Annotated in this window: 12 protein-coding genes and 1 pseudogene; 6 read left to right on the forward strand and 7 right to left on the reverse strand. The window is 68.3% G+C overall.

Annotation, left to right across the window (positions count from 1 at the left end; genetic code table 11):
* The first annotated feature begins 30 nt into the window (after positions 1-30).
* Genes OIK44_RS05945 through OIK44_RS05960 form a run of 4 tightly spaced genes read left to right on the forward strand, consistent with a single transcriptional unit; the run spans position 31 to position 3596 of the window.
* A complete protein-coding gene (locus OIK44_RS05945) occupies positions 31-966 on the forward strand; it encodes a 4-hydroxyproline epimerase (protein ID WP_273669815.1) in 936 nt (311 codons plus the stop codon).
* Positions 963-2087 (forward strand): NAD(P)/FAD-dependent oxidoreductase, encoded by a 1125-nt coding sequence (locus OIK44_RS05950; RefSeq protein ID WP_273669816.1) that lies wholly within the window; start codon positions 963-965, stop codon positions 2085-2087. Before OIK44_RS05945 ends, OIK44_RS05950 begins: the two co-directional genes overlap by 4 nt.
* Positions 2080-2343, forward strand: a complete 264-nt coding sequence (locus OIK44_RS05955) for a 2Fe-2S iron-sulfur cluster-binding protein (protein ID WP_273669817.1) — start codon at positions 2080-2082, stop codon at positions 2341-2343. The genes OIK44_RS05950 and OIK44_RS05955 overlap by 8 nt, the downstream gene beginning before the upstream one ends.
* Positions 2340-3596 carry an NAD(P)/FAD-dependent oxidoreductase gene (locus OIK44_RS05960; protein WP_273669818.1) on the forward strand — a complete coding sequence of 419 codons (1257 nt, stop codon included), beginning with the start codon at positions 2340-2342 and terminating at the stop codon, positions 3594-3596. Before OIK44_RS05955 ends, OIK44_RS05960 begins: the two co-directional genes overlap by 4 nt.
* Positions 3597-3781: 185 nt before the next feature.
* On the opposite strand, the gene OIK44_RS05965 is transcribed toward OIK44_RS05960, so the two are convergent.
* The 6 genes from OIK44_RS05965 to OIK44_RS05990 all read right to left on the reverse strand — a co-directional run bounded on the left by OIK44_RS05965 (position 3782) and on the right by OIK44_RS05990 (position 10553).
* The gene (locus OIK44_RS05965; protein WP_273669819.1) at positions 3782-4579 is read right to left on the reverse strand and encodes an AraC family transcriptional regulator; all 798 of its coding nucleotides are present in this window, start codon (positions 4577-4579) and stop codon (positions 3782-3784) included.
* Positions 4580-4634: 55 nt separating this feature from the next.
* Positions 4635-5546: a dihydrodipicolinate synthase family protein gene (locus OIK44_RS05970; RefSeq protein ID WP_273669820.1), complete on the reverse strand. Its 912-nt coding sequence runs from the start codon at positions 5544-5546 to the stop codon at positions 4635-4637.
* Positions 5547-5671: 125 nt separating this feature from the next.
* Entirely contained in the window at positions 5672-6718 is a 1047-nt protein-coding gene (locus OIK44_RS05975) for a bifunctional nicotinamide-nucleotide adenylyltransferase/Nudix hydroxylase (protein ID WP_273669821.1), read from the reverse strand.
* Between the two features lie 15 nt (positions 6719-6733).
* A complete protein-coding gene (locus OIK44_RS05980; protein ID WP_273669822.1) occupies positions 6734-8431 on the reverse strand; it encodes an NAD+ synthase in 1698 nt (565 codons plus the stop codon).
* A gap of 19 nt (positions 8432-8450) precedes the next feature.
* On the reverse strand, positions 8451-9641 hold the full coding sequence (gene pncB, locus OIK44_RS05985; RefSeq protein ID WP_273669823.1) for a nicotinate phosphoribosyltransferase: 1191 nt from the start codon (positions 9639-9641) through the stop codon (positions 8451-8453).
* Between the two features lie 45 nt (positions 9642-9686).
* A complete protein-coding gene (locus OIK44_RS05990) occupies positions 9687-10553 on the reverse strand; it encodes a cysteine hydrolase family protein (RefSeq protein ID WP_273669824.1) in 867 nt (288 codons plus the stop codon).
* A gap of 174 nt (positions 10554-10727) precedes the next feature.
* Between OIK44_RS05990 and OIK44_RS05995 the strand changes: the two genes are divergently transcribed.
* Positions 10728-11393 carry an NUDIX hydrolase gene (locus tag OIK44_RS05995; protein WP_273669825.1) on the forward strand — a complete coding sequence of 222 codons (666 nt, stop codon included), beginning with the start codon at positions 10728-10730 and terminating at the stop codon, positions 11391-11393.
* 18 nt (positions 11394-11411) lie between these two features.
* Here OIK44_RS05995 and OIK44_RS06000 read toward each other — a convergent pair whose 3' ends face one another.
* Complete coding sequence (locus tag OIK44_RS06000; protein WP_273669826.1) at positions 11412-12167, reverse strand: DeoR/GlpR family DNA-binding transcription regulator; 756 nt, start codon at positions 12165-12167, stop codon at positions 11412-11414.
* Positions 12168-12289: 122 nt separating this feature from the next.
* On the opposite strand from OIK44_RS06000, the pseudogene OIK44_RS06005 reads away from it, so the two are divergent.
* Positions 12290-12859 (forward strand): annotated as a pseudogene (locus OIK44_RS06005) (NUDIX domain-containing protein); the annotation flags it as partial.
* Positions 12860-13045 lie beyond the last annotated feature (186 nt).

The raw sequence follows: 13045 nt of genomic DNA on the forward strand, positions 1-13045 counted from the left end.
AGCAAGGATTAACTCGATTAATCTGAGCCCATGAAAAAGATCTCGATACTCGACACCCACACCGGCGGCGAGCCGACCCGGCTGATCCTCGACGGCGGCCCCGACCTAGGCGCAGGCCCGCTGGGCGAGCGCCTGGAGCGCTTCCGCCGCGACCACGACCGGCTGCGCTCGGCCACCGTCTGCGAGCCGCGCGGCTCCGACGTCATGGTCGGCGCGCTGCTGTGCCAGCCGCACGCGCCCGATTGCGCGGCCGGCGTCATCTTCTTCAACAACACCGCCTACCTGGGCATGTGCGGCCACGGCATGATAGGTTGCATCGCCTCGCTGGCCCACCTGGGCCGCATCGGCCCCGGCCGCCACCGCATCGACACGCCCGTCGGCGTCGTCGAAGGCGAGCTGCACGCCGACGGCAGCGTCACCGTCCACAATGTGCCGGCCTACCGCGCGCACCGCAACGTCGCGCTGGACGTCGAGGGGCATGGCCGCGTGGTCGGCGACGTCGCCTGGGGCGGCAACTGGTTTTTCCTGGTCGCCGAACATGGCCTGCGGGTCGAGCATTCCAACATCGACGCGCTGACCGATTTCGCCTGGAGTGCGCGGCAGGCGCTGGAGCGCGCCGGCGTCCGCGGCGCCGACGGCGCGCTGATCGATCACGTCGAACTGTTCGCGGCGTCGGCCACGCCGGGCGTCGACAGCCGCAACTTCGTGCTATGTCCGGGCAAGGCCTACGACCGCTCGCCCTGCGGCACCGGCACCAGCGCCAAGGTGGCCTGCCTGGCTGCCGACGGCAAGCTGGCGCCCGGCCAGCTGTGGCGCCAGGAGAGCATCATCGGCAGCGTGTTCGAGGCGTCCTACCGCATCGACGGCGAGCGCATCCTGCCGAGCATCCGCGGCCGCGCCCACGTCAGCGCCGAGGCGACGCTGCTGCTGGACCCGAGCGACCCGCTGGTCTGGGGCATCCGTTGACGGCAGGCGCCGACGTGCTGGTGATCGGCGCCGGCATCGTCGGCGCCGCCTGCGCGGATGAACTGGCGGCGCGCGGCCTGCGCGTGCTGGTCGTCGAAGAGGGCGTGGTCGGCGGCGGCGCCACCGCCGCCGGCATGGGCCACCTGGTGGCCATGGACGACAATCCGGCCGAGCTGGCGCTGACGCGCTACTCGCTGGAGCTGTGGCGGCGCTTCGTCGCCGAGGCGCCGCAGCGGCACGAATACAGCCCCTGCGGCACGATCTGGGTCGCCGCCGACGACGAGGAAATGGCGGCCGCGCGCGCCAAGCGCGGCATGCTGACGGCCGCCGGCATCGCCTGCGAACCGCTCGACGCCGCAGCGCTGTACGCCTGCGAACCGCGCCTGCGGCCCGGCCTGGCCGGCGGCTTGCGCGTCGGCGGCGACGCCGTCGTCTACCCGCCCAAGAGCGCGCGCATTCTGCTCGAACGCGCCTGCGCGCGCGGCGCCCGCCTGCTGGCGGCGCGCGTGCGCAGCATCGACGCGCACGGCGTGGCGCTGGAGGGCGGCGAGCGGATCGCCGCCGGCATGGTCGTCGTCGCCAACGGCGTCGCTGCCGCCGCGCTGCTGCCGGAGCTGCCGATCCGCCCGAAAAAAGGCCACGTCATGATCACCGACCGCTACCCCGGCTTCGTGCGCCACCAACTGGTCGAACTGGGCTACGTCAAAAGCGCCCACGCGGCCAGCGGCGAATCGGTCGCCTTCAACGTCCAGCCGCGCCCGACCGGACAACTGCTGATCGGCTCCTCGCGCCAGTTCGACAGCGCCGACCGCGACGTCGACGTGCGCCTCATGCAGCGCATGCTGGCGCGCGCCGCCGACTACCTGCCGGGGCTGGCGCAACTGAACGCACTGCGCTGCTGGACCGGCCTGCGCGCCGCCAGCCCGGACGGCCTGCCGCTGATCGGCCCGCACCCGGCGCGCCGCAACGTCTGGCTGGCGAGCGGCCACGAAGGGCTCGGCATCACCACCGCGCTGGCCACCGCACAACTGCTGGCGTCGCACATCTGCGGCTCGGCAGCGCCGATCCCGGCCGAAGCCTACCTGCCGGCGCGCTTCGCGCAACTGGACGCGCATGCCTGAGCGGATCGAACTCAGCATCGACAAGCGCGCCGTCAGCGTCGCCGCCGGCAGCAGCGTCGCGGCGGCCATCGCCATCGCCGGCGGCGGCATCACGCGGCGCTCGGTCGGCGGCGCGGCGCGCGCGCCGCTGTGCGGCATGGGCGTCTGCCAGGAATGCCGCGTCACGATCGACGGCCGCGCGCACCGGCTGGCGTGCCAGACCCCGTGCGCGCCCGGCATGCAGGTGCAAACGGCGGCGCGCGAGGGCGCGGCATGACACAGCACTTCGACGTATTGATCATCGGCGCCGGCCCGGCCGGCCTGGCCGCCGCCGCCGGCGCCGCCACGGCCGGAGGCAGGATCGGCATCGTCGACGACAACCCGCTGGCCGGCGGCCAGATCTGGCGCGGCGGGCCGGAGCACGGCAAGGACGCCCGCGGCGCGGCGCTTTGGGGCGCGCTGCGCAACGCCGGCAACGTCGAATTCCTCGCCCGGACCCGCGTACTCTACCCGTCGGGGGCGCAAGAACTGCGGGCCGAAACGCCCGCCGCCGCACTGACGCTGCGCTACGGCCGCCTGATCATCGCCACCGGCGCCCGCGAGCGGCTGCTGCCGTTCCCCGGCTGGACCCTGCCGGGCGTGACGGGCGCCGGCGGCCTGCAGGCGCTGGCCAAAGGCGGCTACCCGGTGGCGGGGAAACGTATCGTCGTGGCCGGCTCCGGGCCGCTGCTGCTGGCCGTCGGCGCCACCCTGCGCGAGCGCGGCGCCCACATACTGGCCATCGTCGAACAAACGCCGCTGCGGCGGCTGGCGCGCTTCGCGCTGGCGCTGCCCGCCGCACCGGGCAAACTGACGCAAGCGCTGCAACTGCGGCGCCAGCTGAGCGGCGTGCCCTACCACGGCGGCGCCTACATCCGCGCGGCCGGCGGCGACGGCCAACTGCGCGACGTCACCCTACAACAGGGCGCGGCCCGGCGCACAATCGAATGCGAGCACCTGGCCTGCGGCTACGGCCTGATCCCCAACCTCGAACTGGCCGGCGCGCTGGGCTGCGCGATGGAGGACGGCGCCGTCGCGGTCGACGGCTGGCAGCAAAGCAGCGTGCCCGGCACCTACTGCGCCGGTGAAAGCACCGGCGTGGGCGGCGTCGACCTGGCGCTGGCGGAAGGACGCATCGCCGGACTGGCCACCGTCAACGCCACGCGGCAAGCGGCGCGCCACCTGGCGGAACGGGCGCGCTGGCAGCGCTTCGCCGCCCGCCTGTCGCGCGCGTTCGCCCTGCGTCCCGAACTGCGCGGCCTGTGCGACGACGACACCATCGTCTGCCGCTGCGAAGACGTGCGGCACGGCGAACTGGCGCGGCACGCCAACTGGCGCAGCGCCAAACTGCACACCCGCTGTGGCATGGGCGCATGCCAGGGGCGCATCTGCGGCGGCGCCGCCGCCACCCTCTACGGCTGGCGGCAAGACGACATACGCCTGCCGCTGAGTCCTGCGCGCATCGCCAGCCTCCTCGCCGACCCCGAATAAGTACCGAAATCCGCCCCTGGGGTCAGGTCTAGACATGACGGTTTGTCGTTTTATTGGTACGTTTATTTGCGGAAAACCGCCATGTCTAGACCTGACCCCAGTATTGAATTACGCACCTGGGGTCAGGTCTAGACATGCTGGGTTGTCGTTTTTTTGGTACGTTTATGGGCGGAAAACCGTCATGTCTAGACCTGACCCCAGGGGTGTTTGCAAGTTTTTTGGGCGCGGTAGTCGCTCGGGGTGAGGCCGACTTTTTCTTTGAATTGGCGGGTGAAGGCGCTGTGGTCGTGGTAGCCGCAGGCGATGGCGATGTCGGTGATGTTTTGTCGCCCGGCGAGTAGGGCGGTCGCCGCGTCGAGCCGGGTTTTGATGATCATTTGCCGCGGCGTCAGGTGGAAGATGCGCTGGAAGTAGCGTTCGATTTGCGACGCCGATAGCCCGGCGATGCGCGCCAGGTCGCTCAGTTGGATGGCTTGTTCGTAGTTGTCGCGGATGTGGTCGGCCGCCGCCGAGATGCGCCCATATACGGGGTGGGCTTTGTCGGGCATGTTGAGGTCGCGCGAGATGCCGCTCAGGCCGACGATGCGGCCGCTATGGTCGCGCAGCGCCATTTTTTGTGTCATGCACCAGCCGGGGTCGCGGTCCGGGTATAGGTGGAGTTCGAGCCGGTCGCGGATGTCCGGCCCGCCCGCCAGTATGCTTTGGTCTTGTTCGTGGTAGTTGCCGGCGTAGGCGGCCGGGAAGACGTCGGCGGCGCGCCGGCCCAGGAGCGCCGCTTTGTCGCGCAGGCCGCAGCGGTTGGCCAGTGTCTGGTTCACCACGACGTAGCGCCCTTGCAGGTCTTTGACGAAGAAGACGACGTCGGGCAGCAGGTCGAATAGCGGCTCGGTGAAGAAGACGTCGTCGATCAGCGCCGCCAGCCGCCGCCGCGGTGTGTCGCGGCCGCTGGCGTCGGCAGGCTCGGTTGGCGTTGTCTGTGTCATGCGCTTGCGGCTTTCTCCGGTGGCATTGCGGACGCGGCTGGCGCTGCGCCGCTGTCTATCGCAGCCCGCTCAGGTCGGGCCGCCGGTCCAGCGCCGCGCGGACGATGTGCGCGACGTGTTCCCGTTCCGCGCCGCTCAGCGGCTGGCGCGGCCGCCGCACGTTTTCGTTGCCGACGCCGACCAGGGTTTCGACCAGTTTCAGGTTCTGCACCAGTTTGTTGCTGACGTCCAGGTGCAGCAGCGGCATGAACCATTGGTAGAGTTTCAGGGCCTCGTCCCAGCGCTGCGCTTTCATCAGTTGGTACAGTACCACGGTTTCTTTCGGGAATGCCACCACCAGCCCCGCCAGCAGGCCGTCGGCGCCCACCGCCAGGCCTTCGAACGCGAGGTCGTCGACGCCCATGAAGAGTTGGTAGCGTTGGCCGAGGGCGTTGCGCAGGTCGGTGATGCGGCGCACGTTGTCGCTCGATTCCTTGATCGCCACCAGCCATTCGCAGTCGGCCAGGTCGAGGAAGTCTTGCGGTGTCAGGTCGACTTTGTAGCTGACCGGGTTGTTGTAGACCATGATCGGCAGCTGGGCCGCTTCGGCGATGGCGCGCAGGTTGTCTTTCGCTTCGCGCGCGTCGGCCGCGTACAGCACGGAGGGCATGACCATCAAGCCTTGCACGCCCATGTCGGCGGCTTGCTGGACGAAGCGGCAGGCGTTGCGGGTGCGCGTTTCGGAGACGTTGACCAGCACCGGCACGCGTTTGTCCGCCACCGCCAGCGCGGTTGCCGTCACCGCCAGTTTTTCGTCGAAGGACAGGGTGCTGGCTTCGCCCAGCGAGCCGCAGGTCACCAGGCCGTGCACGCCGTTCTCGATCTGGAAGGCGAAGTGCCGTTCCATTGCCGCGTGGTCCAGGTCTTCGTTGTCCTTGAACTTCGTCGTCACCGCCGGGAAGACGCCTTGCCACTTCGTTATAGCCATTGTTTCACTCCTTTTGTTGGGGAAATTGACAACTGGCGTACATGGTAATGCGCATCTAATATATTTACAACATATTTAAATGGCGGGCGGGGGATGCCCGCGCGGGGCTGCCGCGCGGGCCGGTTTCAGTCTTCCCGCGTCAGCCGCAGGAAGTGGTCGAGGATGTGGAAGTGGTCGTCGAAGAACTGCTCTTCCATGCCGGCCAGGTCGGCGATCGGCGTCCAGCGCGCCTGCGCGGCGTCGTCGGCGCCTTGCACCGCCGGCAGTTGTTCGGTTTGCAGGTCGAAGAAGTGGGCGTGGGTGATGGTGCGGCCGCGCAGGCTGCGTGCCGGGTGGTCGAAGACTTTGACGTCGACCAGGGCCGCCGCCAGCGACGAGGCGAGCACCGCCAGCCCGGTTTCCTCGGCCAGTTCGCGCAGCGCGCCCTGCAGCACGCGCTCGTGCTGCTCGATGAAGCCGCCCGGCAGCGCCCACAGTCCTTTGCCGGGGAAGCCGCCGCGTTGGATCAGCAGGACGTGGCCGGCCGTTTTGACGAGGGCGTCGGCGGTGGAGAAGATCGGCGCGTAGGGCGCGGCGCGCCAGGCGGCCCGGTAGGCCTGCACGGCCTTGTGTTCCTGCACCAGCGGCCGGTAGCACGGCAGCAGGCTCCAGGCGCGCAGGTAGTGGCGCACCGCCAGCGGGACCAGCGCGTCGACCACGGCCAGCGAGACGTCGATGTCTTCGGCTTCGAAAAGCACGCTGCGGATCGCGGTGGCGTGGATGTCGGCGGCGTCGCTGATGAAGATTTCCTGCCATTGCGGGAAGTGGTTCAGGTAGTGGCTGGAGTTGTCCTTGATGTAGCCGACCAGGGCGATGCGCCTGGCGCCGGCCGCGCACTGCTGTACTTTTTTGCTGACCACGCCGGCCCAGCGGGCGTCTTCGTAGTAGTCGCGCACGGCCACGTAGCTGACGCGCCCGCGCTCTTCGGGGGCGAGGGTGGCGGTGATCATCGCGGCGCGTTCCTGCCAGGTGAAGGGGTTTTTCGCGCTGCGGGCGTGGAAGGACGAGCCGAGCACGACGATCACTTTGGGCGCCGCGTCGAGGGCCATGCGCAGCAGGCTGGCGTGGCCCTTGTGGAAGGGCTGGAAGCGTCCGATCAGGACGGCGGCGTCGGCGTTTGCGTGGGTGTTCATCAGGTCTGCTTCCCTTTAGTATTTGGCGGTGATGGGCATCTGGCGGCCGCTGCCGAAGGCGCGCGAGCGGACGCGGATGATGGGCGGCGCCTGGCGCCGCTTGTATTCGTTGCGGGCGACCATGCCGAGTATGCGGGCGATCAGTTTTTTGCCGTCTTCGCCTTGCAGCAGTTGTTCGACGAAGGCGCTGGCCGCCGCCGCTTCGGCCTGCGGCAGGCGCTTGCCTTCGATGTGCCACTTGAGGATTTCGTCGAGCACTTCGTATGGCGGCAGGCTGTCGGTGTCTTGCTGCCCCGGCGCCAGTTCGGCCGACGGCGGTTTGCTCAGCACGGCCGCCGGGATGATGTCGCGGCCGGCGTGTTCGTTGACGTGGCGCGCCAGCGCGTAGACCTCGGTTTTGTAGAGGTCGCCGAGCAGGCCCAGGCCGCCGTTGGTGTCGCCGTACAGCGTGCAGTAGCCGACCGAGATTTCGCTCTTGTTGCCGGTGGTGAGCAGCAGCGCGCCGAAGCTGTTCGAGTATTCCATCAGGATGGTGCCGCGCACGCGCGCCTGCAGGTTTTCCAGCGCCAGCCCTTGCAGCGGCGCGTCGAAGGCGGCGCCGAAGCCGGCGCGGTAGTTGTCCACCAGCGCCAGGATGGGGTGGGTGTAGAGTGTCACGCCGAGCCTGTCGCACAGGGCCACCGAGTCCGACACCGAGCCTTCGCTGGAGTAGGCCGACGGCATGGTGATGGCGAAGACATTGTCGGCGCCGAGCGCCTCGGCCGCCAGCGCCAGCGTCAGCGCGGAGTCGATGCCGCCCGAGGAGCCGACCACGGCCTTGGTGAAGTTGCAGCGCCGCGCGTAGTCCTGCAGGCCCAGCACGATCTGGCGGCGCGTGAAGTCCGGCACGGACAGGCCGGCCGGCGGCGGCACCGGCAGGGCTTCGCCGTCGGCGCCGCTGAAGCGGCCGGCGGCGAAGCCGATGACCTGGAAGTCTTCCTTGAAGCGCTGCGCCTCGAAGGCCACGCCCTGGCCCGGCGCGACGGCGAAGGAGCCGCCGTCGAACACCAGCTGGTCCTGGCCGCCGATCTGGTTGACGTAGACGATGGGCAGGCCGGTGCGTTCGGCGGCGGCGCGGAACAGGTCGTGGCGCTGCTGGCGCTTGCCGATGTCGGACGGGCTGGCGTTGATGCTGACCACCAGTTCCGGGCCGGCCGCGCGCAGCGCCGTGAAGGGGTTGACCCGGTAGTCGCGGCCGGCGTCGTTCCAGCCGTCCTCGCAGACCATGAAGCCGATGCGGTGGCCGGCGACGTCGAGCACGCAGGCGCCTTCCGGGCCGGGCTCGAAGTGGCGGCGCTCGTCGAAGATGCCGTAGGTCGGCAGCAGCTGTTTGTAGTATTCGGCGACGACGGCGCCGTCCTGGATCGCCAGCAGGGCGTTGTACAGCGGCTTGCCGGGGCCGGTGTTGCGGCGCACGCTGCCGAGCACCGTTACCAGCCGCGGCACGCGGCGCGAGGCGTCGATGATCTGTTCGAGTGCGCCGTCGAGCCGGCGCAGGAAGGCGGCGTCTTCCAGCAGGTCGGCCGGGTAGTAGCCGCACAGCGACAGTTCCGAGAATACGATGATGTCGGCGCCCGCGGCGGCGGCGCCGGCCATGTGGCGCTCGGTGGCGGCGGCGTTGCCGGCGAAGTCGCCGACGGTGTAGTTCAGCTGGGCGATGGCAAGCTTGAGCATGTTCTGATTCCTCCTGATGTCAGGCCGGGGTGTGGTGGAAGATCTGGCGCAGGTAGGCGAGGAAGGTTTCGTCCTTGCACAGCGTCTTGCCGGCCGAGTCGGACAGCTTGGCGACCGGCTGGCCGTTGCAGGACACCAGCTTCATGACGACGTTCAGCGGCGTCGCGCCGGTGTCGTTGCTCAGGTTGGTGCCGATGCCGAAGCCGGTCATGCAGCGGTCGGCGAAGTGGCGGTACAGCGCGAACGCCGTTTCCAGGTCCAGGCCGTCGGAGAACACCAGGCGCTTGGTGTTGGCGTCGATGCGCAGCGCGGCGTAGTGCGCCAGCGCCTTTTCGCCCCACACGAGCGGGTCGCCGGAGTCGTGGCGCAGGCCGTCGAACAGCTTGGCGAAGTACAGGTCGAAGTCGGCCAGGAAGGCGTCCATGCCGACGACGTCGGTCAGCGCCGTGCCCAGGTCGCCGCGGTATTCCTGCACCCAGTTTTCCAGCGCCGCCTTCTGGAAGTCGCGCAGGCGCACGCCGAACGACTGGTAGGACTGCAGGTATTCGTGGGCCATCGTGCCGATCGGGATCAGGCCGTGCTTCTTGGCCAGGTAGACGTTCGAGGTGCCCTTGAAGTACTGCGGCAGGGCGCGCGCCAGCGTGGCGACGACTTCGTCCTGCCAGTCGCCGGAGAAGCGGCGGCGCACGCCGAAGTCGAAGAATTCAAACGGGTGCTTGCGCGCCGGCTCGGCGCCGAAGGCGCGCAGCAGGGCGATTTTCGCCTCCAGGCGGCGGCGCGCCTCGGCCAGCAGCGGCGCCTGCTCGAAGCGGCGGAAGTACAGTTCGTTGACGATGTAGAGGACGAAGATCTCGAAGCCCATCACATGCACCTGCGGGCCCTTGGCGCGTATCGTCAGCGCGCCGGCGTCGTTGCCGACGCTGATGAATTTGCGCTGGAAGCGGAAGATGGTGAGGAAGTCGACGAAGTCGCTTTTGATGTAGCGCAGGCCGCGCAGGTAGGCCAGCTCGTCGTCGGCGAAGGACAGCGCGCACAGATGGTCCAGCTCGCGCTCTACGTCCGCTTGCAGCTCGGCCAGCGGGTAGGCCGGGATGTTGCGGCAGACGAAGGCGTATTCCGTTTCGGCGCCGGGGTGGCTGTGCAGCAGCGCCTGCCACATCGTGAATTTGTACAGGTCGGTTTCAAGCAGGCTGCGGACAATGGGTTTCATGGTGCGTGATGGCTACGGTAAGGGGGAACAGGATAGTCTTTTTTTTCAGCGCGCCGCGTTCGCCAGCAATTCCGGCAGCACGTCGGCGGCGCTGGCGGTTTGCACGCCACAACGCAGCATGGCGCGGACGAAGTCATGGTACTGCGCGTCGCAGCCGGCGACGGCGCTCATGCAGTCGGTCAGCAGCACGAGTTTTTCCACGTTCGCCGCGCCGATGTGGGCGACGATGTGCTCGGTGGTGGCCTTGACGCAGTGGCTGCCGGCCTCGCCGCAAATGTAGATGCGGTCGTTGCGCGCCAGCGTCGCGATCAGGCCGCGGTTCAGCTGCGTGGCCGGGTCGTCGCGGTCCGGCACTTCGGCCAGCACGGCCGAATAGTGTTCGGTCCACGGGTTTTCGCCCTTGTTCACCATGTTGACGGCGCCGAAGCCGGCGTCCTGCCAGCCGTTGCAGGCGGCGCGCACGTCGGCGTGGATGTTGTGGCCCCAGGCGCCGATTTCGCAGTGCACCGGCCACACCATCAGGCGGTAGCGGCCGCTCGCTTCCAGTGTGTCCAGATAGGCCAGCACGCGCGGCAGCGCGTCGCGCCGGCGCGGCAGGTAGCGGCCGGCGCGCACGTCGGCGGCGGCGATTTCCGTGAAGGGGGCAAGCGCCGCGCCGCCGGCGTCGAACCAGAAGGTCGGGTGGGCGATGTCGATGCGCTGGTGGCTGTCGAGCGTGACGCTGATGCCGCTCAGGCCGCGGCCGGCGCGTTTGATCAGGTCGGCGATGCGCAGCATGTCGGCGTGGGCGCCGCTGACGGGCAGCGCGGGCGCTTCGTTGCCGCCCAGCGGATGCGCCGGCAGATAGTGCGCCGGCAGGTCGCAAAAATCGTTTTGCGGATCGATGACGAGTAGGTGAAGCTTGCGTCTCATGTGGCTCTCCTGTGGTGGCAGTGAGTGTAGTGTAGGCTTGTTAGTTATATTTTGCAACTAAGTAAATTGCATGCGCTCAAAAAGAATATCGACCAGTCCTATTTTTATGCGTGCCCGCCTCTTTTGCGTGTAGACTTAGGATAGATATGGAACTAAGTTGTGCTGGAGCAGAGAATGAACGATGTGATTTGTACTGTAGACGTGGTTTTGCTCACTATCAAGGACAACGGTTTGAGCGTGGCTTTGCTCAAGCGCGACCGCGAGCCCTACAAGGACGTGCTGGCGCTGCCCGGCGGCTTCGTCCATGTGCGCGAGGACGCCGACGCGCGCGGCGCGGCGATGCGGGTATTGAAGGAGAAAACCGGCATTGTCGCGCCCTACCTGGAGCAGTTGGCGACGTTCTCCGGGCCGCTGCGCGATCCGCGCGGCTGGTCGCTGTCGATCGCCTATTACGCGCTGGTGTCGTTTGAGGTGATCGGCCGGGCCGGCCATCCGGACGTGCAGATGCTCAGCGTCGACCAGCGTCTGGAACTGCCGTTCGACCACCGCGGCATCGTCGACGCGGCGGTGGCGCGCTTGCGCAGCAAGAGCCAGTATTCGTCCTTGCCCTGTTATCTGGCCGGCGACACGTTCACGCTGCCGCAATTGCAGCGCATTTACGAGGCGCTGATGGGTGAGCCGCTCAACAAGGTCAGCTTCCGCCGCAAGATGGCGGAGATGGCGATGCTGGAAGCGGTCGAGGGGCGGATGGAGGCGGGCGGCGCGCACCGCCCGGCGCAGTTGTACCGCTTGAAGCCGGCGCTGCGCGAGCACCTGGCCGTGCTGGAACGGGGTTTGTAGAGGCCCTGCCGGCGCCGTTCAGGCCAGCGTGACGGCGATGCCCATCGCGCGGTAGGGCGCGATCAGCGCCTCGGCGACGCCGGCGTTGACGACGATGGCGTCGACCTGGTTCAGCGGCGCGATCTGGAACGGCGAGGCCGTGTCGAGCTTTTCCGGCGAGGCCAGCACGACGGTCTGCGCGGCGGCGTTGCTCAGCGCGCGCTTGACGCAGGCTTCCTCGAAATCGCCGGTGCTGATGCCGGCCTCGGGATGCAGGCTGCACACGCCCATGAAATACAGGTCGGCGCGGACGCGGCCGATGGCTTCGATGGCGGCCGCGCCGACGCCGACGATCGAATGCTTGAACAGGCGTCCGCCCAACATGATCACCTCGATGTGCGCGTGCTCGACCAGTTCGACCGCAACCGACGGGCTGTGCGTGACGACGGTGGCGCGCAGGTCGGCCGGCAGATGGCGCACCAGTTGCAAGGCGGTGGTGCCGCCGTCGATGAAGACCACCTGTCCCGGCGCGATCATCGCGGCGGCGGCGCGGCCGATGGCTGGCTTGGCGTCGCTGGCAATGTGCCGGCGCGCGGCGAACGGCGCCATCGCCGGCGAGGCGGGCAGGGCGCCGCCGTGCACGCGCTGCAGCAAGCCCTCCTTGGCCAGCTCGCGCAGGTCGCGCCGTATCGTGTCCTCCGACAGGCCCAGTTGTTCGCTCAGCGCTTTGGCGACGATCTGGCCGTCCCGTTTCAGCAGCTCCAGCAGATGTTGTTTGCGTTGGCGTGTCAGCATGGTGATGTTTGCATGAATAATCTTGATATTGCACGATATTGCATGATATCTTTTGCAAACACAAGCCCGTCGTGCCAGTCGCCCTGCGCCGACGCACCAATGTCACCTCACCGGAGCACGCCATGCCAGATCGCCGAGTCAGAATCCACACAGTCGAGACTTTGTCGGATGACTGGTATTTGCTGCGGAAGACCACCTTCGACTACCTGCGCCGGGACGGCAGCTGGCAGACCCAGACGCGCGAAACCTACGACCGGGGCAACGGCGCCACCATCCTGCTGTACAACCGCGCGCGCCGCAGCGTGATTCTGATCCGCCAGTTCCGTTTCCCGACCTACGGCAACGGTCATGACGGCTTCCTGATCGAAACGGCGGCCGGCCTGCTCGACCAGGCCAGCCCGGAGGAGCGCATCAAGGCCGAGGTGGAGGAGGAAACCGGCTACCGCGTGGCCGCCGTGCACAAGGTGTTCGAGGCCTTCATGAGTCCCGGTTCCGTCACGGAGCGGCTGTACTTTTTCGTCGCCGAGTACGAGCCCGGCGCGCGCGCCGGCGAGGGCGGCGGGCTGGCGGCGGAAGGGGAGGATATCGAGGTGCTGGAATTGCCGCTGGAGCAGGCGCTGCAGATGGTGGCGGACGGCCGCATCGTCGACGGCAAGACCATCATGCTGCTGCAGTACGCGCAGTTGCACCTGCTGCCGCCGCCGTTGCCGCGCAAGGAGTCGATGATGATCTTGATCGCCGGCCCTTACCGCTCCGGCAGCGGCGACGATCCGGCGTTGATGGCGGCCAATGTCGCGGCGATGGAGGCGTATGCGCTGCCCTTGTACGAGGCCGGCCACATGCCGGTGCTGGGCGAATGGCTGGCGCTGCCGCTGCTG

Origin of the sequence: Janthinobacterium fluminis (genome assembly GCF_028595325.1) — a bacterium.
Lineage (GTDB): Bacteria > Pseudomonadota > Gammaproteobacteria > Burkholderiales > Burkholderiaceae_D > Janthinobacterium > Janthinobacterium fluminis.